The following is a 19,400-nucleotide window of genomic DNA, read 5'->3' on the forward strand; positions in this document are numbered from 1 at the left end:
GCACCTCTAAAGAATGAGTTTTAATGGAAATACAAACAGATGATAATTTTTGTTATTGCAAGCCCTTTCACTGTCATTGCGAGCGGAGCGAAGCAATCTCTAGGACTGCTTCGTCGGCCTAACGGCCTCCTCGCAGTGACAAAATGAGTTATCATTGAAACCTTTTTCGACTGTGTCATTGCGAGCCAATATCCCGCCATGTGGCCCCCTACAATGTCATTGCGAGCAGAGCGAAGCAATCAGCAAAAAATTTTATCTCGCTGTCTGAACAGAACAATTAATTTTCCAGATAAAGTTTCTACCAAAAGAATAAAATTAAGAGTATAGTTTTAAGATAATGGCCGATTTTAAAAGCTCAAAAACAATTTCTCAACTGTTTGACCCTAATATTGCCTCTGAACTATTCTATCTCCTTTTAGAGTCAACTCCCGTGGGAGTTTATATTTATCGAGAGAACTTCATTTATGTAAATCCTGCCTTTGAAAGAATAACTGGCTGGAATTTTTCTGAACTTAAGAATAAAAAGGTCTGGGAAATAGTCCATCCAGATTACCAGGAAACAGTTAAAGAAAGAATTTTGGCGAGGCTTTCTGGAAAAAAAGCTCCTCCTTCTTACGAATTAAAGATTCTAACTCCCAAAGGAGAGGAAAAGTGGTTTGAAGTCTCCGTGGTCACTTTTAAAAAAGATGAGCAAATTTTTTGTATAGCCACCGCTATTGACCTTACCAAAATCAAAAATTATTCCCGTCACCTGGCAGAAACTTTAAGCGAATATAGGGCCATATTGCACTCTTTTGACGGGCTTATTTATACTGTTACCCCTGATTATCACCTGGCTTTTGTGAATAAAAAATTAGAAAAACAGCTGGGTTCAGTTAGAGGTGAGTTGTGTTATAAAAAAATTTTTGGCCGAGAGGAGCCCTGCCCCTGGTGTAGTCTTAAAGAGGTAAGGGAAGGGCGTTCAGTAAAAAAAGATATCCATATCCCTGAAGAAAATAAATGGTACTACGTGGTGTCCACTCCTTTGCTTTATCCTAACGGAAGTTTTTATGCCCTCCATCTTCTTATGGATATTACCCAGCAGAAACGAGCTCAGCAGGAAATTCTGAGAATATCCAAACTGGAATCAATTTCTCTTCTGGCTGGAGGTATTGCCCATGATTTTAATAACATTTTAACGGCTATTATAGGTAACATCTCCCTTTTGCGCTTGCGTCTAAAAAAGCATCTTACTGAGAAAGAAGAAAAGCTTTTTAAACAAATGGAAAATGTATGTTTTAGAGCCCAAGGGCTTACCAAGCAACTTTTAAACTTTGCAGAAGGTGGTTCCCCTATAAAAAGGGTATCTTCCCTTAAAGAAATGCTTGAAGATACAGTTTCTTTTTGCTTGCGTGGTTCAAATGTCAGCTGGGAACTTTCTATCCCTGACGACTTGTATCTGGTAGATATTGATACGGTACAGTTTGGCCAGGTGGTGAGCAACATCGTTATAAATGCCAAACAAGCCATGCCTTCAGGGGGGCGCCTTTGGGTTAAAGCCCGAAATTTAGAGAGCAAAGAGCCTAGAGGTTTTTTGAAACCTGGAGATTATGTGGAGATAACTTTTCGAGACGAAGGCATTGGTATTCCTGAAAAAGTTCTCCCCAAAATTTTTGACCCTTATTTTACCACTAAAAAAAATGGAAGCGGCCTGGGGCTGGCTATTTGTCATTCCATTATTAAAAAACACGGTGGTCATATAGAGGTATTTTCCCAAGAAGGAAAAGGGGCCACTTTTAAAATTTATCTTCCAGCCTCCAAGCAAGAAAAGCCCTTTTCTCGTACTTTAATTCAGAAAGAGATTTTTAAAGGCAAAGGCCGGGTACTCATATTTGATGACGAAGAAGTCATAAGGGAAACCCTGAAAGAATTTTTAGAAATAAGTGGTTTTCAGGTGGAAACAGCTAAAGACGCCCAGGAGCTTATAAAAAAAGCCAAGGTCGGAAATTTTGATTTAGCCATTCTTGATCTAACTATACCTGGGGGTATGGGGGCCAAAAAGGTTCTTCCTTTTCTTAAGTCCTATACTCCCCATATAAAAACAATTCTTATGACAGGCTATTCCCTTGAATCCCAAAAAATCAAAGATTTTGACGCTTTCCTCAAAAAACCTTTTACTTTTAACGAGCTTTTTGCGGTGATTGAAAAAATCTTGCCATCTAACTCTGCTAAAAATGTTAAAGATAAGTAAACTTTTTCTGGTTGGTCTTGATGGGGAAACTCTTAGTGCTGAAGAGATTGAAGCCATTAAAGCTTTAGGGCTTATTCATTTTATTTTTTTCAAGCGCAATTTTCTTTCTTTAGAGCAAATAAAAGACCTTTTTTACAGCCTTGATAAAGTCGGTTCGGTCTTAAAGGCTATAGACCAAGAAGGGGGACCAGTGGTCAGGCTTTCTCCTCCGCTTTTCCCTCCACTTCCTTCTCCGTATTCACTGGCCCAAAAAAAAGACCCTGCCGAAGAGGTAAAAAATGCCGCTCAAATTTGTGCCCAAAGTCTTAAAGAATTCGGTTTTAATTTTAATCTGGCACCAGTGCTTGACCTGGCTGATGATAAAGCCCCGTCTTTCATTAGAGAGCGTTCTTTTGGCAAAGAAAGTTCGGTAGTAGCAGAACTTGGATCAGTTTACATTAAGACTTTTTTAGAACAGGGCCTTCTTTGTTGTGCCAAACATTTCCCCGGTTTGGGAGGAGTAGCTCTTGATCCTCACCACGCCCTCCCTGAAAAAGAAAAGGTTACCAGAGACGACCTCTATCCCTTTATAAAAGCCGTTGAAACAGGTGTGCCAGCTATTATGACTACCCATTTGGTGGTTAAAACCATTGATGAGAAACCAGCTACTTTTTCTTCAAGAATGGTAAAGATGCTCCGTAAGGACTTAAACTTTTCGGGGCTTATCCTCACTGATGACCTTTATATGGAAGGGGCGGCCATATTTTCTATGGAAGAAAGGGTTCTCAGAGCTTTTCTTACAGGCCATGATTTACTACTTTTATGCCAGAACTTCTGGCAAACAGTCTCTGTAGTTGAGGCCTTTATCAAAGAAGTCGAATCTAGCTTTTCACTGAGGCAATTGGTGAGAGAATCCCTCAAACGACAAGATAAGGTTTTAAACTCCTTCTTGCCTAGTTAAAAGTTAAATGTTAAAGCCTTTTAAGCTGAAAGTTTGGGGAGGAAATTATGCTTGATTTTCTTAGGCAGCGTGCGGGTTCATGGCTGGTGAAGATTATTTTAGGCGCCATTATCATTGTTTTTATTTTCTGGGGAGTGGGGACTTTTCGCACCGGGCAGAAAAACATCCTTGCCGAAGTTAATGGGCAACCCATAACCTTCACTGAATTTCAAACCCTTTATAACCAGCGTCTTAATCAGTTGCGAAGCCTTTTTGGGCCTAACTTAAACGACGAGCTTTTGCGGAGGTTGGAACTACCAGCTCAGGTTTTTGAGGATTTAGTGCGCCGCAAGCTAATGCTCCAGGTGGCTGAGGAAATGAATATTATCGTAACTACTAAAGAGCTACAGCTTGCTATTTCGCAAATTCCTTCTTTTCAAACAAACGGCCGCTTTGATCCCAAGAAGTATCAATTAATTCTTCGTGAACTTCGTCTTTCTCCTCAGGAATTTGAAGAATTAATTAAAGCCGAGTTTATAGAAGCTAAAATTAAAAATCTCTTACTTACTCCCATTATGGCTACGACAGAAGAAGCAAGAGAATGGTATTCCTTTGAAAACGAAAAACTAAAAATACTTTGGGCTAAATTGCCAGTATCTATATGTGAAAAGGAAGTAAAACTTAACGATCAAGAAATACAAAAATATTATAAAGCAAATAAAGAAAAATATAAAACAAAATTGAAAATAGCCCTTACTTATTATTTTCTGCCTTACGAAAGTCTAAAAAAAGAAATAAAAATTACAGATGAAGAACTGAAGAGTTACTACGAAGCTCACAAAAAAGAATACACTGTGCCTGAAAAGAGAAAACTTAAGCATATTTTTATTACTAAAAAGAAAGAAGAAAGTGAAGAAGACTTTTTAAAGCGTGCTCAAGAAATTAGAGAAAAGATTAAATCACCTAAAGACTTTTCTAAAGTAGCGGCTAAATATTCTGATGATCCTCATACTAAAGATAAAGGCGGTGAACTGGGCTGGGTTACCCCTGATGAAATTTTTCCAAATTTAAGGGAAATAATTTTTACGGCTAAAGAAGGTGAAATAATAGGCCCCTTAAGAACTCCTATGGGTTATCATATTTTTCTTGTAGAAAAGATTAAGCCTGCCCAAACTAAGCCGTTTGAGGAAGTCAAAAAAGAGATTAGAAAAAAACTTCTTGAAGAAAGGTTAAAATCCTTTGCCTGGGATAAGGCGGAAAAGCTTTATGATGAAATCGTTTTAGTAGGTGGGCTTGAACCCTGGGCTAAAAAGGAAAACAAAAAACTGGTTACAACCCCTCTTTTTAGCCCTGACTCACCTCCGGCGGATAAACATATTACGCCTGAGGTTATCTCAGCAGCCCTTAAACTCCAGGAAGGGGAACTTGGCTCTATTATGGAAGTGCCTGGTGGTATTTTAATCTTTAAGCTGGCCAAAAAAGAGCCACCACGTATCCCTTCTTTAGAAGAAGTTAAAGACCGGGTGATTAAGGACTTAAGACATCAGAAAGCCCTGGAGCTATGTGCAGAAAAGGCCAGGCGTATTTTAGAAGAAGCCAGAAAAGAAGATTATCGGAAAGTTTTCAAAAAATATGGCTTAACCTTTAAAGAAAGTGATTTCTTTGCCAGGAAAGACATTGAAGTTTCAGGCCTTCCTCAAGAAGTCTTAAGAGAGGCAAAGGCCCTGGCTAATCCAGGAGAGTGGCTTGATACGCCAGTCCTTACAGATGAGGCCATTTATCTGGTCAAGCTTTTGGAAACAAAGCCTGCGGATATGAAAAAATTTGAAGAAGAACAGAAACTTCTTAAAGACTTACTTACCAGAAAGAAACGGGAAGAGGCCTTTAATGACTGGTATAAAAATCTGCGAGAAAAAGCAGAGATAAAGCTCTATCACGAACTTCCCAAAATTTAGGAGGTTTTATGCCCAAACGGGAAGACATAAAGAAGATTTTGATAATAGGCTCAGGCCCGATAGTGATTGGCCAGGCCTGCGAGTTTGACTATTCAGGCACTCAGGCCTGCAAAGCTTTAAAAGAAGAAGGCTATGAAATAGTTCTCGTTAACTCAAACCCGGCCACCATTATGACTGACCCTGAAACCGCCCACCGCACCTATGTTGAACCCATAACCCCGGAGGTGGTGGCTGAAATCATAAAAGAAGAGCGGCCTCACGCCCTTCTGCCTACCCTTGGCGGGCAAACCGCTCTTAACACCGCCTTTGAGGTTGCCCGCCGCGGTGTGCTTGAAAAGTACGGCGTGGAGATGATTGCCGCTTCTGCTGAAGTTATCCGCAAGGCGGAAGACCGCGAGGCCTTCCGCGAGGCCATGAAAAACATCGGCCTTAAGGTGCCGCGCAGTGAAATTGTGACCACTGTTAAAGACGCTTTACGGGCCGCTGAAAAAATAGGCTATCCCGTTATTGTCAGGCCGGCCTTTACCCTGGGTGGCACTGGAGGTGGGGTGGCCTACAACCGGGAAGAGCTTGAAGAAATTGCCACCCGCGGCCTTGAGCTTTCTCTCATTCATCAGGTGATGATTGAAGAAAGCGTCCTTGGCTGGAAAGAATTTGAGCTTGAAGTCATGCGGGATAAAAACGACAATGTGGTTATTATCTGCACTATTGAAAACTTTGATCCCATGGGAGTGCATACCGGAGACTCCATAACGGTGGCTCCTTCGCAAACCCTTACCGACCGAGAATATCAGCGGATGCGAAACGCCGCTATTGCCATTATGCGTGAAATTGGCGTTGAGACCGGCGGCTCAAACGTCCAGTTTGCCATAAACCCGAAGAACGGAGACATGGTTGTCATTGAAATGAATCCAAGAGTTTCTCGTTCTTCGGCCCTTGCCAGTAAGGCCACGGGCTTTCCCATCGCCAAGATAGCTGCCAAACTGGCCATTGGTTATACCCTTGATGAAATCCCAAATGACATAACCCGTGAGACCATGGCTTCTTTTGAGCCCACTATTGACTATGTAGTGGTTAAGTTTCCGCGCTTTACTTTTGAGAAATTTCCCGAAACTCCTGACGAGCTTACCACTTCTATGAAATCCGTGGGTGAAACCATGGCCATTGGCCGCACTTTTAAGGAAGCGTTGCAAAAGGCTATCCGCGGCCTTGAAATCGGCCGGGCAGGCCTGGGGGCTGACGGTAAGTCCCCTTCTGACCGTGGTGAAACAGTGCCTCGCAAGGTCATCGTTGAAAAATTGAGAATTCCCAATAGTGAGCGTATTTTCTACATTAGAGAGGCTTACAAGGCCGGCTTTTCCACCCAGGAGATTTATGAACTCACCCACATTGACCCGTGGTTCCTTGAGCAGATGCGTGCCATAATTGCAAAGGAAGACGAGATAAAAGAAGCAGGCGAAGGCCTTTTTGAGCCAGAAAAGCTATTTGAGATAAAGCGTTTTGGCTTTTCAGACAAGCAGATTGCCTTCCTTACTGGAAAAACAGAAGAAGAAATAGCTAGACGCCGTAAAGAGGCCGGCATAAGGCCGGTTTATAAACTGGTTGATACCTGCGCCGCTGAGTTTGAGGCCTATACACCTTACTATTACTCAAGCTACGAGATAGAAAACGAAGCCCGCGTTTCTAAAAAGCGCAAAGTGATGATTCTTGGTGGTGGCCCTAACCGCATTGGCCAGGGTATTGAGTTTGACTACTGCTGTGTGCATGCTTCTTTTGGCCTGCGCGAGCTTGGTATTGAGTCCATCATGGTAAACTCAAACCCTGAGACTGTTTCCACAGACTACGATACTTCTGATCGTCTTTACTTTGAACCCCTTACTTTTGAAGATGTGCTTCATATTTACGAACAGGAGAAACCTGAGGGCGTAATCGTCCAGTTTGGCGGGCAAACACCTCTTAATCTAGCCGTCCCCCTAGCTAAAGCCGGTGTAGAAATTCTTGGAACTTCCCCGGATAGCATTGACCGAGCGGAAGACCGCGAGCGGTTTACCGCTTTACTGGATAAACTCGGCCTTAAAAAGCCGCCTGCTGGCACGGCTTTTACCGTGGAAGAAGCCATTGAGATTGCCAGAAAAATCGGCTATCCCGTGCTGGTAAGGCCCTCTTATGTGCTTGGTGGCCGGGCCATGCAAATCGTCTGGGACGAAGAAAGCCTTAAGAATTACATGGCCACGGCGGCTAAAGTAAATCCAGAACACCCTGTGCTTATAGACAAATTTTTGGAACATGCCGTTGAGGTAGATGTTGACGCCATTTCTGACGGAGAAATTACGGTGGTAGGCGGTATTATGGAGCATATTGAAGAGGCTGGCATTCACTCTGGAGATTCGGCCTGTGTGCTTCCACCTATTTCCATTCCGCAAAAGATGATTGAAGAGATTAAAGCCGCCACCAAGGCTCTGGCCAAGGAGCTAAATGTCATTGGCCTTATGAATATTCAGTTTGCCATAAAAGACAACGAATTATTCGTGCTTGAAGTAAACCCGCGTGCCTCGCGGACTATTCCTTTTGTTTCCAAGGCCATAGGGGTGCCTCTGGCGCGTCTTGCCACCTGGGTTATGATGGGGAAAACCTTAAAAGAAATTGGCTTTACCAAAGAAATTGAACCCAAACACATCTCAGTCAAAGAAGCGGTCTTTCCCTTCAGGCGTTTTCCGGGAGTAGACGTCATGCTTGGGCCGGAGATGAAGTCCACCGGTGAAGTTATGGGGATAGACTTTGATTTTGGCATGGCTTACGCTAAGGCTCAGCTGGCCGCGGGCATGAACCTTCCCCTTGAAGGCACGGTTTTCATTTCGGTGAAAGACCCTGACCAGCCGCTGGTGGTGCCTATTGCTAAGGGTTTAGCTGAGCTAGGGTTTAAAATTGTAGCCACCAGGGGGACAGCGGCGGTTTTACGAGAAGCAGGCCTTGAAGTGGAAGTAATTCCTAAAATATCTGAAAAAGTCCGCCCCAATGCCCTTGATAAACTAAAAAATGGCGAGTTTGCCCTGGTTATTAACACGGCTGAGGGCAAGGAAAGCAGGGAAGATGCCTATCTTATCAGGCGTTATGCCATGGAGCTTGACGTGCCTTATGCCACCACCCTTTCCTGTGCCAGGGCTATGGTTGAGGCTATCAAACGACTAAAAGAAACCAGGCTTGAAGTAAGGGCCTTGCAAGACTATTATCGCCATCTGCCAGAATGTTTTTACGCCAGAAAGCAGCTATAAATAACTTTATGAAAAAGCTTCCTTGGCATTCAGAGTTTTGAAGTTATGCGCACGGAAAATTACTACTACGTTGACAAAATGCAGTTTGTAAAAAAGCTTGTTGATGAAGGGAAATATTATTTCTTTCCCGTCTAAGGCGTTTTGAGAAATTTCTTTTTCTTGATACTTTGCGGCGGGCTTTCTTAGCCAGACGAGAACTCTTTAAGGGGCTTTACCTGGAAAATAAGTGGGACTGGTCTCTCAGGTGCCTGGTGATTTACATCTCGTTTGGAAGCGGGGTTATTATAAAGAAAAAGATATTCTCAAGCAAAAATTCATTACATTTTTAGATAATCATGCCCAGAATTATAGAGTTGAGTTGAAAAAACATTATTCCAGACAAGCCAGACAAGGCAGAAGAGTTAATCTCATCGTTTTGATTCGCCTCTGTAATTTTCTCTAAAGTTTTTTTCTTCTTTGCCGACAAACATAGTGAAGACTTTTACAAGGAGGAAGAGTATGAAACTCAATACCATCAAAGCCCGGGTGCAGGCTATCATCTTGGTGATGTTCTTTTTGAGTATTTTCAACGCAGGGATGGTTTTCTGGTCCCTTCATAAAAATGAAGGAGATGCTAAATACGTAAACATTGCCGGAAGAGAAAGGATGCTTGTGCAAAAGCTTACCAAAGAAATTCTTAGTAAAGATTTTGCCTCTGCCCAACAAACGGCTGCCCTTTTTGAAAAAAGTTTAAAGGCCTTAAAAGATGGGGATACAACTATGGGCTTAAAACCGGTGAAAGACCCAGAAATTCTGGCTTCCTGGGAAAAGTTAAACCAGGCCTGGCAGAAATTTAAAACTTCTTTTGATATATATTTAAAGACCCAGGATGAAAAGGCTTTGAAATACTTACTTGACCATAATATTGAGGTACTAACTCTTGCCAATGATTTAACTAAACAATTTGAGAAAAAAGCGGTGGCAGGGCTACATCAGTTAAGAATATATCAGGTAATCATTTCAGGGTTCAGTATTCTCTTGCTTATGGCTATCTGGTGGATGGCAAGGGCCAAAATTATTGCTCCTATTGATAAAGCAGTGGTCCTTGTTTCAAAAATTGCCGATGGCGATTTCACTGTCAGGTTCCCAAAGGCCAGTCAGGACGAAATTGGCCGTCTGCTATCTGCCCTTGAAGGCATGGCCAAACGTTTGCGTGAAACTTTGAGCAATGTAGTTGATTCCTCAGATAAAGTATATTCTGCTTCTCAGGAAATTTATCGTGCTGGTGAAGAAGTAGCAGAAAAGGCTGAAAATCTTGCTAAAGAAGGTGAAGAAGTTAAAGAAGCTGAAGAAGCTATTAATAGTAACATTCGGGCTGTCTCTGCAGCTTCAGAGCAAATGGTTGAAGCCATAACTGAAATATCTCGCAATACATCTGAAGCAGCCCACATTGCCAATGATGCCGTCATAAAAGCTCAGGAAACCAACGAAATCGTTAATAAACTTAGCATTTCTTCAGAAGAAATTGGTGAAGTAGTAAATCTTATTCAAAGTATTGCCGAACAAACCAATCTTTTAGCCTTAAACGCCACTATTGAAGCGGCCCGGGCTGGAGAAGCTGGTAAAGGTTTTGCTGTAGTAGCTGGTGAGGTGAAAGAACTTTCTCGCCAGACCACCCAGGCGACGGAAAAAATTACCAGAAAGATTCAGGCTATCCAGGCAGATGCTCGAGCTTCGGTTAAAGCCATTGAAGAGATCACTGAAATTATCAGTCGTATTAACGATATCTCCAATATGATAGCCAGCGCCGTAGAAGAACAAACCGCCATGATGGGTGAAATCAGCCAGGCGGCCAACATGTCCGCCGAAAGTGCCGACCAGATAAAAGAAAAAGTAGAAAAGATGTCTCAGGCCATTCAGGAAACTGCAGAAAAAGGGATTAAGAGCAAAGAACTTTCTCGCGAAATGATAAATCTTGCCGGCCGTCTGAAAGAATTGGCTTCTAAGTTTAAAGTTTAGCTTTAAGCTAATATGGTACGTAAAGAAGGGAGCATTGCTCCCTTCTTTTTATTTTTAGCTTTTGCATTAGCTTTTTATACCTTGATAAAAATTACTTCGTTCTACTATCAAGACAGGAAAAAGGAAATATTTTCCTTTTCCCTGCGGGGAGTATGTCCCCACTGTTGTCACTGCGAGGAGGCCTGCAGGGCCGACGAAGCAGTCTCAAAGCCCTTTGCTTCTTTCAGTCAGGCGAAACAGTTTGAGACAGTTAATATTGGTTAAACTTTATGAACGTTTAAATTCCTACCTGAGGACCGCTGGCCGGAAGAAGAAGTTTCTATATAGCTAGAGTTTCTGTAATCTTTTGCCGGAAAGCTTTTATGGTTTTAGTATAGTCTTTGGTGCCAAAGATAGCCGAGCCAGCTACTACTATATCTGCACCGGCCTTAACTACCTCTGACAAAGTTTCTAGATTAACGCCACCATCAACCTGTATAGGGATATCAAGGCCGCGGCTTCTAATTATTTGTTTTAATTCCCTGATTTTACGAAGCGCTGAAGGAATAAACTTTTGACCTCCAAACCCTGGGTTTACACTCATAATAAGGACGAAATCTATTTCTTCCAAGATATAATCAATACTTTCAAGAGGTGTAGCTGGATTAAGGACAACACCGGCTTTCTTCCCGAGTTCTTTAATGCGAGAAATGGTTCTGTGAAGATGGGTAGCCGCTTCTACGTGTACAGAAAGCCAATCAGCTCCAGCCTTAGCAAAATCTTCCAGATAATCATCTGGATTACTAATCATCAGGTGGACGTCAAAGGGCAAGGGAGAAGCTTGACGAATAGCCTTTATCACCACCGGTCCGATGGTGATATTGGGCACAAAGTGTCCGTCCATAACGTCTATATGGATAACATCAGCTCCAGCTTCTGTAATAGCTTTAACCTCTTCGGCCAGACGGCCAAAATCAGCGGAAAGAATAGAAGGTGCTATTTTTATCATTTCTTAAACCCCGGGAAGCGAACGATTTTTTCTTTTTTGCTCTTGGTTGGTTTGGATGGTTCCGGCTCTGGTGGTTCTGGAGGATAATCAGGTTTTATCGGCAATCTTTCTCGATATTGAGCCACAAGAATTTCAGGAATACGGGTGGTGTACCAGATAATATTAGCCCTTTGCATAACAACGTACTCTATGCCAAGAGGAATAGGATGCCAACCTTGCGCATCAATAGCTACGAGAGCTGGCCATTCCAGGTCAAAAAATTCCCGCTTTTCAAGGACAAAGGCAAGGGTTTCCATGCCGTGGTGATAGCACACTAGCCCCATCATAAGCCCCGAACTCGTTTGGAAAAGCACTGGTTCTCTTTTGGTGGCTTTTGGCAACATGCTTTTAACATAAACAAAGCCCTATTTCTTGCAAGTATTTTTTCCGGCTGGCAGACAAATTTTGCCTGTCCCAGAAGACCAGGGTAAAATTTAAGCATGACCAGAAACCCCTTTGAAGTGCTTGGTATTTCTCCAGAGATGGTAAGAGACCTTGATGAAGAGGCTCTATTTGGCCTGGTTAAGGCCTGTTATAGAGCCCTTCAACGCGCTTATCATCCTGATTTGCAGGCCAATGGTAAAGAAAAAGCCGTAGAACTAAATTTGGCTTTTGAAGCCCTTGACCTTGAAAGGAATCCTGAGTCTTTTAAAACTCATCGCAGGGCATATTTGAGACGCCTTTCACGCCGCACCCAGAAGAAAACCATTGATGACTTAACTAAAAAACTGGCCACTCTTTTGCGGCAAAAAGAACTATTGGCTGAAAATTTTTGGCAACATTTATTAATTGCTTCAGAATCTTCAGGGGCTACCCTTTTCCCTGATTCTCCCCGGGGAATAAAAGTTACCCTCCTTGACCTTGGGCTTAAATTTAACACTTCCTTTACCGGTTTTGCCAGGCATGTGGCTTTTAAAGAGATGCTTTTTGATGAAGAGGGAAGGCTTTATTACCGCTTCCCTAAAAGGCGCTATTTTCAACCGGTAAACTTTATTATTCTGGTAGGCTCAGTGGCTCGTAGAAAACTTGAAATCTGGCCTCTTTTAGAAAAAGAGCCTACTCCTGAAGCGGCTGAAGGTGGTCTTCCTGACTTAAAAGCCTTTAAGATTCTAAACGCCATCTCAGTGGAAGTTTTTAAAAAAACATGTCTTCCTTTATTAAAAACAGCCCTATACGAAAATGCTTATCTCTTTTCTTTACATCGACGTTATTCTACCCTTAAGCCACTGGTCTTTGTGGAGGGAATGATTCTCAAAATCGAAGCAGCAAACAGTAAAGATTATGCCAGGATTATAAAAAGGGAAGTTTCTTCTAGGCAGCGTGAATTACCTTCTGGCTTTTTGGCTTTATCTTCAGGTGATAATACCTAGACTTTTTTAAAAAAAGATATCCTTTCTTTTACTTTTTCCACCAGCATTTCTGTCCCAGGAAAGGAAACTATGCGATCATAATAAATAAGAGCCCTCTCAGCCAGAATTGCCAGTTCATGTTTAGCTACTTCTTGCGGGATACCCATTTTTTCTCCCGCAGCTATTAAATCATCTGGCGTGATGTCAGTGGTTTTTTCATTTATGGGCATGGTGTGTTCAGCCATGCCCCAGAGATTACCTACCAGGTCATAAGCTGGAGAAAGACGAAGGGTTTTTCCATCCCATATAAAAGAGAAATTTTTTAAGTGGTCATCAGTGTTTACAATAAACCAATTGAGCACCATTTGTTTAAAAAAAGTAAGAACGTCTTCTTCGGGAAAGTGGGAATATTTTTTCACATATTGAGCTGCTACTTCATACCCTTCATCAAACATTTCAAGCCCACCCATGGCTGTGCTCAAGGATATTAACATAAGGCGTCCAAGATAAAGGGTTTTAAGAGAAGTAATATCAAATCTTTTTACGGCGATACTGTAGATATTTTTAGTTTTGAGCAACCAGAAAGTGGGTACCGGGATACCCACGTCCCTTGCAAAAGAAAGGCCTTCAACTTCTACTTGAGCAATGGTGTTAGGAGCAGGGTCAGTTTTAGCCGGGAATTTAACTAACCAGGGCTGGCCCTGAAAATCAACTAAAATTGTTTTAGGTTTAGCACCACCTATATTAACTCCTGAAACCCCTATGTAATTAAAGACTTCTTCTATACGTCTTGGGTCAAACTCTTTAATCTCTTCAAGACATTTTTGAAGAGCCCTGAAGTTTACCCAGGTTGGTTTAGGGGGAGAAGTGGCTTCTGGCTCAGAAAAAAGGAGAGCCCCTATACGAGAAGAATCTCCAATCCCCAGGGCTAGGTGTCTATTACGGATAAAATCAAAATTATACTTTTCTGAAAGGACTTTTAGGCCCCAGGAATCAGGGATGGTATCATCAAAAATCAAAAGAGGGGGCTCAAGCCCAAAGGTCTTTATATGTTTATCTGTATAAGGAAGGTTTATAGGGTCTATAATGAACTGGTCTGTTTCGTACCAGAAAGTAACGCTTTCACGGTCAATATCTAACCAACCAATGTGATGAGGATAGCCCTCAGTATCTACAAACCAGACTTTTAAGCGGCGCTCTAAAGAAAAATTATGCACTTCTTCTTTCATGTTTTAACTCTATAACTTTGGGAATAAATATCATAGGAATTAGAACAAGGGTAGTAACCCCTGAGATAAAAAGGGGCCATTGATAGCCCCACTTTTCACCAAGTGGTCCAAATACCAAGGACCCTATAAATCCGCCTAACATGATAGTTAAAGTAATTAGGCCACTGTTTCCACCAATGCGTTCTATTTTGAAAAGTTTAGCGATTCCCACGTAGGAAAGAACCATAATAGTGCCATCGCCAAACCCGTGTATTAACCTGAAGGTTAAGCTAACTGGTAAGTGCTCTATAATCATGCCCATATGCCCTATGCCAGAAGCCAGGAGCCCCCAAAAAGCTACCTGATAGGGATTAGCACCTTTATTAAGCCAGAGGCCCATGATTACAGAGGCTAAACCCACCATGGCGAATTCAGCAGACATATAAAAACCCATGGCCAATAGCGAGAGCTTTAAGTTCTCCCTTAAAAAGAGCCCATAAGACGTGAATTCCGCTCCCCAGTGAAGATAAAACATAAATAGCCATATAGCGAAAAACAAAACAGAAGGCCTGAAAAAATCGTTTTTATATGTTTTTAAGCCAAAAGAGACAGGGATATTTTGGGGAAGAAACCTCCTTATAAAAGAAATAGCTACGCAAAAACTGCCTATAAGTTTCAAAGTTAGGCGAAAATCAAAATGGGAAAGTAGCAATCCTCCGATTATTCCCCCAAGGGTGAAGCCTAGCATCCTGGCTCCGTTAAAATAACCATAAACCTTGCCCACGTTTTGAGAAAAACTTTTCAAAAGCAGGGCATCTAAACTTACTCTAAAGAGATTTTGCCCGACACCATAGGTCAGATAAGCAAGTACAAAAGGCAGGAACAAAAAGACTTCACTTTTTAGCCAGCAGGCTATCCCCATGAGGATTAAAGCTAGCGCTATCAAATCTCTGGCCAGGAAGCGGTCACTGGCAAGCCCGGAAGGGAAAGAGGTTATAATAGAAGTAACACTCAAAGCAGCATAAAGAATGCCAATTTCCCTACCTGAAAAGTCTATTTCTTTTAGATAAACAGGCATAAAAAAGGCGGTGGTAGCTATGGCAAAAGCTCCACAGGCAGAAAGAAAGCAGAGAAGGAAAAGACTTTTTCTCATTAAAAAACTTTTAGGGGCGGTCTGACCGCCCCTAAATCAATGTCTTATTCTGGTTTTATTCCTAACTTCTTTTCTGTTTCTGCTACAAGAAGCCAGGTTTTGACGATAGTATCAGGCGTAAGGCTCATAGAGTCAATACCGCATTCTACCAGGAAAGCAGCAAAGTCAGGGAAATCACTGGGGGCCTGACCACAGATACCTACCTTACGGTTGGCCTTCTTGGCTTCTTGAATAACCTGGCGAATAAGTTTTTTGACGGCAGGATTTCTTTCATCATAGATATGGGCTACCAGTTCAGAGTCGCGGTCAAGGCCCAGGGTAAGCTGGGTAAGGTCGTTTGAACCAATGGAAAAGCCGTCAAAGACTTTGGCGAACTCATCAGCCAAAATTACGTTACTGGGAATTTCACACATTACGTAAATCTCAAGACCGTTTTCTCCTTGCTTAAGGCCGTATTTTTCCATTACCTGAATTACCTTTTTACCCTCTTCCACGGTGCGGCAGAAAGGAACCATAACTTTTACATTAGTGAGCCCCATTTCATCTCTGACCTTCTTGAGGGCCTGACATTCCAGGGCAAAGGCCGGTTCAAACTTGGGGTCGTAGTAGCGAGAGGCCCCACGCCAACCAAGCATAGGGTTATGTTCAACAGGTTCATAAAGGAAACCACCAATAAGATTGGCATACTCATTGCTCTTAAAGTCAGAAAGGCGGACGATAACGTCTCTAGGGTAAAAGCCAGCGGCGATCATAGCCACACCCTGGGCTAGCTTATCCACATAAAATTCGGCTTTGTTTTCATACATGGGAGTTTTTTCATCAATAGCTTTAACTACTTTGCGAATATTTCTGTCTTTTTGGGCCTTTTCTTTTAGTTCTTCGTAATTAAGAAGGGCCAAAGGATGTATGGCAATATGCGACCCAATAATGAATTCAAGCCTTGCCAGCCCTACGCCATCATTGGGGATTTGCCCCTGAGAAAAGGCTTTTTCTGGAATGCCAACATTCATCATAATTTTGGTGCGGGTACGCGGAATTTTGGTAAGGTCTATGCGTTCTACCTCAAAGGGGATAAGGCCTTCGTACACATAGCCATCTTCTCCCTGAGAACAATCAACGGTTACGTCCATGCCGGTTTTAATAACTTCCGTGGCATTATTAGTTCCCACAATACAAGGTATTCCTAACTCGCGAGAAATAATAGCGGCATGGCAGGTTCTACCACCACGATTGGTCACAATAGCAGAGGCAATTTTCATGATGGGTTCCCAGTCAGGGTCAGTCATATCAGTGACCAGCACTTCTCCTTTCTGAAACTCATGAATACCAGAAACATCTTCTATAACTCTGGCTTTACCCTGACCGATTTTGCTGCCCACGGCCTTTCCTGCTGTTAGAACTTTTCCTTCACCTTTGAGCTTATAAATTTCATAAAACTGTTCCTGTTTAGTGCCGTGGACGGTTTCAGGCCTGGCCTGCACTATGAAAAGTTCACCAGTGCCTACATTTTTGCCATCACCATCTTTGGCCCATTCTATATCCATGGGACGGCCGTAATGTTCTTCAATGATAATAGCCCATTCAGCAAGTTTTAAAATTTCGTCATCAGTAAGGCAAAACTTCTGGCGTAATTCTTTTGGTGTTTTTACATTTCTAACTGGACAGCGTTTACTCTTGCCATAAACCATCATAAGTTCTTTTGAACCCAGCTTCTTAGAAAGAATGGGTTTAAATCTCTTTTTAAGGGTAGGTTTGAAGACGTAAAATTCATCAGGGTTTACTGCTCCCTGGACTACGTTTTCCCCAAGGCCCCAGGCCCCAGTAATATAAACAACTTCTCTGAAGCCAGATTCAGTATCAATAGTGAACATAACTCCAGAAGAAGCTGAATCACTTCTTACCATCTTTTGGATAGCAACCGAAAGATAAACGTTGAAATGGTCAAAACCTTTATCCTGGCGATAAGAGATGGCTCTATCAGTGAATAAAGAAGCGAAACATCTTTTTACAAATTCAATTACATTTTCAGCTCCACGGACATTCAAAAAAGTTTCCTGCTGACCGGCGAACGAGGCATCAGGTAAGTCTTCAGCTGTGGCCGAAGAACGAACCGCTACATCTACCTCGGGATAATATTTTTCTTCAAGTTTGTGGTAGGCTTCTTTTATTGCTTTCGCTAATTTTTCCGGCATATCTGCTTTTAATATCAACTCTCTTACTTTTTTACCTCGACGCTGAAGGTCTTTAATGTTGTGGGTATCAAGGCCGGTTAAAATTTTCCGGATTTTATCGTCTAGATGATTTTCGTGGATAAAGTAACGATAAGCCGCCGCGGTAACCGCAAAACCATCAGGTACATTCACCCCTTTAGGGGTAAGATTTCTGTACATTTCTCCAAGAGAGGCGTTCTTACCACCTACTAGAGGAACATCGTTAATGGAAATCTCTTCAAACCACATAATAAGGGGCTCGTTGCTCATAAATTCCTCCTCAATAAAATATGTTTTTACTTACTTTTTTATCGGCTAAATTGTGATGATTTTATTCATCCCTATTGAACTTTTATCAAGTTTAGAAAACAGGTGTCAAGTTTGAATTTAATATGGAAACGAGCAAATCTTAAATTTTAAACTTTAACTGCTCCCTTTAGAAAATTTTGCTGGACTTTAACAAAACAAATGGCGTAAAATAAAAGTGAAAAAACAACAGGAGGGGTGGAGATGGCCTTATTTATAATTCTTAGTACTTTAACCGATGACGGCCGTAAAACGTTAAAAAAGAAACCTGAACGCATTATAGAAGTTAATCAAGAGCTTAAAAAAATGGGCGTTAAAGTTATTCAACAATTTGCAGTGCTTGGTCCTTATGACTTTGTAAATATTGTGGAAGCTCCTGACTACGAAACTATTATGAAGATGTCCGTAGAAATTGGCTCTCGTGGAACAGTTCAAATTATTAGTATGCCCGCTAAAGAGGTTAACGAATTTATAAATCTATTGAAAGAATAGCTTGAAATCTCACCACTTATGTCGTTTGTCCGTTTTTACGGAATTTTTGCGTGCTTATTATTGCTAATCAGTGAAGCCTTGCTTTTTAGTGGTAACGAGTTTGTAGGTATTTGGTTTTACGCGTTTGCCTGGTGGCCCTACATATTTTTTGTAGATTGGCTGGTAAAAAGAAAAACCGGTAACTCCCTCATTATAGACCGCACCCGTGAATTTATAGCCTTAATCCCCTGGTCTGTCTTCATCTGGCTTATTTTTGAATGGTTTAACCTTTATCTAAAAAACTGGCATTACGTAAATATTATCCCAGAGCTTTCCTGGCGATGGCTGGGGTATTTTATCTGCTACGGAACCGTTTTGCCAGGACTTTTTGAAACCTACGAGCTTATTCTTGCCTACGGAATAATTAAAAAGGGCCAGGTTCCAAGATTAAATGATGCAAGACTGGCTTACCCCTGGTTTATGCTTCTTGGAATTCTTTTCTTGATTTTACCGGTTGCATACCCTCTTTATTTTTTCCCTCTGGTCTGGGGAAGCTTCATCTTTTTACTCGAGCCTATTAACCACGCCCTGGGCGCACCTTCCCTTTTACGCGAATGGGAAAAAGGCTCTTTCCAAAAATTTTATGCCCTGCTCTTTTCAGGTTTGATTTGTGGTTTTCTCTGGGAATTCTGGAATTACTGGGCCATAAGTAAGTGGATTTATACCGTGCCTTTTGTGGGTGATATAAAGCTTTTTGAAATGCCAGTCCTAGGGTTTTTAGGTTTTCCACCTTTTACCGTAGAGTGTTATGTTATGATGAACTTTATAAACATCTTTCGTGGAGGAAACACCTGGGAAAAAGATACTCCAAAACCAGAAGTCTCATTTAAAGTTCCCACCTGGATTTGGGTTGCTCTTCACCTGGCCTTTTACGCCTTTGTTTTCCACCAAATAGACATGCATACGGTAAAAACTTTCTTGCTTCAATGAAATTAGCATGAGTTCATACTTTTAACGGTTATCCGTATAGCACCAATATGGTCATGAAAACTCTATGAGACATATCTTCCCTCTCGTCACTGCGAGGAAATTCCTCGCTCGGGATAGATGAAGCAGTCTCTGGATTGCCGGGTTGATATTGCTTCGGCCTCTGACGAGGCCTCGCAAGATACTGTGGTTTTTGTCCTTTCCTAAAACCATACAATGACCTGGTAGGTCACTTCGCCACGGCGACTACGTCGCCTCGCGATGACGCTGTGTAATATAAAAAATGCTCCCATTCCTGTGAAAACATCAACCAAT

Annotated in this window: 13 protein-coding genes and 1 pseudogene; 9 read left to right on the forward strand and 5 right to left on the reverse strand. The window is 41.9% G+C overall.

Annotated features, from left to right (window positions below):
* The first annotated feature begins 337 nt into the window (after positions 1-337).
* The 6 genes and pseudogenes from TH606_RS06665 (at position 338) to TH606_RS06685 (ending at position 10,374) form a co-directional block, all read left to right on the forward strand.
* A complete protein-coding gene (locus TH606_RS06665) occupies positions 338-2,230 on the forward strand; it encodes a hybrid sensor histidine kinase/response regulator (RefSeq protein WP_068542219.1) in 1,893 nt (630 codons plus the stop codon).
* A complete protein-coding gene (locus tag TH606_RS06670; RefSeq protein WP_068542221.1) occupies positions 2,214-3,170 on the forward strand; it encodes a glycoside hydrolase family 3 N-terminal domain-containing protein in 957 nt (318 codons plus the stop codon). The genes TH606_RS06665 and TH606_RS06670 overlap by 17 nt, the downstream gene beginning before the upstream one ends.
* A 47-nt stretch (positions 3,171-3,217) precedes the next feature.
* Positions 3,218-5,104: a SurA N-terminal domain-containing protein gene (locus TH606_RS06675; RefSeq protein WP_068542223.1), complete on the forward strand. Its 1,887-nt coding sequence runs from the start codon at positions 3,218-3,220 to the stop codon at positions 5,102-5,104.
* Between the two features lie 8 nt (positions 5,105-5,112).
* Positions 5,113-8,376 carry a carbamoyl-phosphate synthase large subunit gene (gene carB / locus TH606_RS06680; RefSeq protein ID WP_068542225.1) on the forward strand — a complete coding sequence of 1,088 codons (3,264 nt, stop codon included), beginning with the start codon at positions 5,113-5,115 and terminating at the stop codon, positions 8,374-8,376.
* 78 nt (positions 8,377-8,454) lie between these two features.
* Positions 8,455-8,705: pseudogene (locus tag TH606_RS11515) on the forward strand (AAA family ATPase).
* 169 nt (positions 8,706-8,874) lie between these two features.
* A complete protein-coding gene (locus TH606_RS06685; RefSeq protein WP_068542227.1) occupies positions 8,875-10,374 on the forward strand; it encodes a methyl-accepting chemotaxis protein in 1,500 nt (499 codons plus the stop codon).
* Between the two features lie 319 nt (positions 10,375-10,693).
* On the opposite strand, the gene rpe is transcribed toward TH606_RS06685, so the two are convergent.
* Positions 10,694-11,362, reverse strand: a complete 669-nt coding sequence (gene rpe, locus TH606_RS06695; RefSeq protein ID WP_068542231.1) for a ribulose-phosphate 3-epimerase — start codon at positions 11,360-11,362, stop codon at positions 10,694-10,696.
* Positions 11,359-11,688 carry a hypothetical protein gene (locus tag TH606_RS06700; protein WP_157627881.1) on the reverse strand — a complete coding sequence of 110 codons (330 nt, stop codon included), beginning with the start codon at positions 11,686-11,688 and terminating at the stop codon, positions 11,359-11,361. Before TH606_RS06700 ends, rpe begins: the two co-directional genes overlap by 4 nt.
* A gap of 153 nt (positions 11,689-11,841) precedes the next feature.
* Here TH606_RS06700 and TH606_RS06705 point away from each other — a divergent pair, with 153 nt between their 5' ends.
* Complete coding sequence (locus TH606_RS06705; protein ID WP_068542235.1) at positions 11,842-12,771, forward strand: J domain-containing protein; 930 nt, start codon at positions 11,842-11,844, stop codon at positions 12,769-12,771.
* Here the strand turns inward: TH606_RS06705 and TH606_RS06710 are convergent.
* From TH606_RS06710 to ppsA, 3 genes are read right to left on the reverse strand one after another with little or no spacing between them, the layout of a single operon-like run.
* Complete coding sequence (locus TH606_RS06710) at positions 12,768-13,979, reverse strand: type II toxin-antitoxin system HipA family toxin (protein ID WP_068542237.1); 1,212 nt, start codon at positions 13,977-13,979, stop codon at positions 12,768-12,770. The two genes, TH606_RS06705 and TH606_RS06710, sit on opposite strands and share 4 nt — an antisense overlap.
* Positions 13,960-15,111 carry an MFS transporter gene (locus tag TH606_RS06715; protein ID WP_068542240.1) on the reverse strand — a complete coding sequence of 384 codons (1,152 nt, stop codon included), beginning with the start codon at positions 15,109-15,111 and terminating at the stop codon, positions 13,960-13,962. The genes TH606_RS06710 and TH606_RS06715 overlap by 20 nt, the downstream gene beginning before the upstream one ends.
* 44 nt (positions 15,112-15,155) lie before the next feature.
* On the reverse strand, positions 15,156-17,591 hold the full coding sequence (gene ppsA / locus TH606_RS06720; RefSeq protein ID WP_068542242.1) for a phosphoenolpyruvate synthase: 2,436 nt from the start codon (positions 17,589-17,591) through the stop codon (positions 15,156-15,158).
* 240 nt (positions 17,592-17,831) lie between these two features.
* Here ppsA and TH606_RS06725 point away from each other — a divergent pair, with 240 nt between their 5' ends.
* Together TH606_RS06725 and TH606_RS06730 are read left to right on the forward strand one after the other, a co-directional pair.
* Positions 17,832-18,119, forward strand: a complete 288-nt coding sequence (locus TH606_RS06725; protein WP_068542244.1) for a GYD domain-containing protein — start codon at positions 17,832-17,834, stop codon at positions 18,117-18,119.
* Positions 18,120-18,179: 60 nt separating this feature from the next.
* Positions 18,180-19,088 carry a hypothetical protein gene (locus tag TH606_RS06730; RefSeq protein ID WP_157627882.1) on the forward strand — a complete coding sequence of 303 codons (909 nt, stop codon included), beginning with the start codon at positions 18,180-18,182 and terminating at the stop codon, positions 19,086-19,088.
* The last annotated feature ends 312 nt before the right edge of the window (positions 19,089-19,400 follow it).

This window comes from Thermodesulfatator autotrophicus (genome assembly GCF_001642325.1).
GTDB classification, from domain to species: domain Bacteria; phylum Desulfobacterota; class Thermodesulfobacteria; order Thermodesulfobacteriales; family Thermodesulfatatoraceae; genus Thermodesulfatator; species Thermodesulfatator autotrophicus.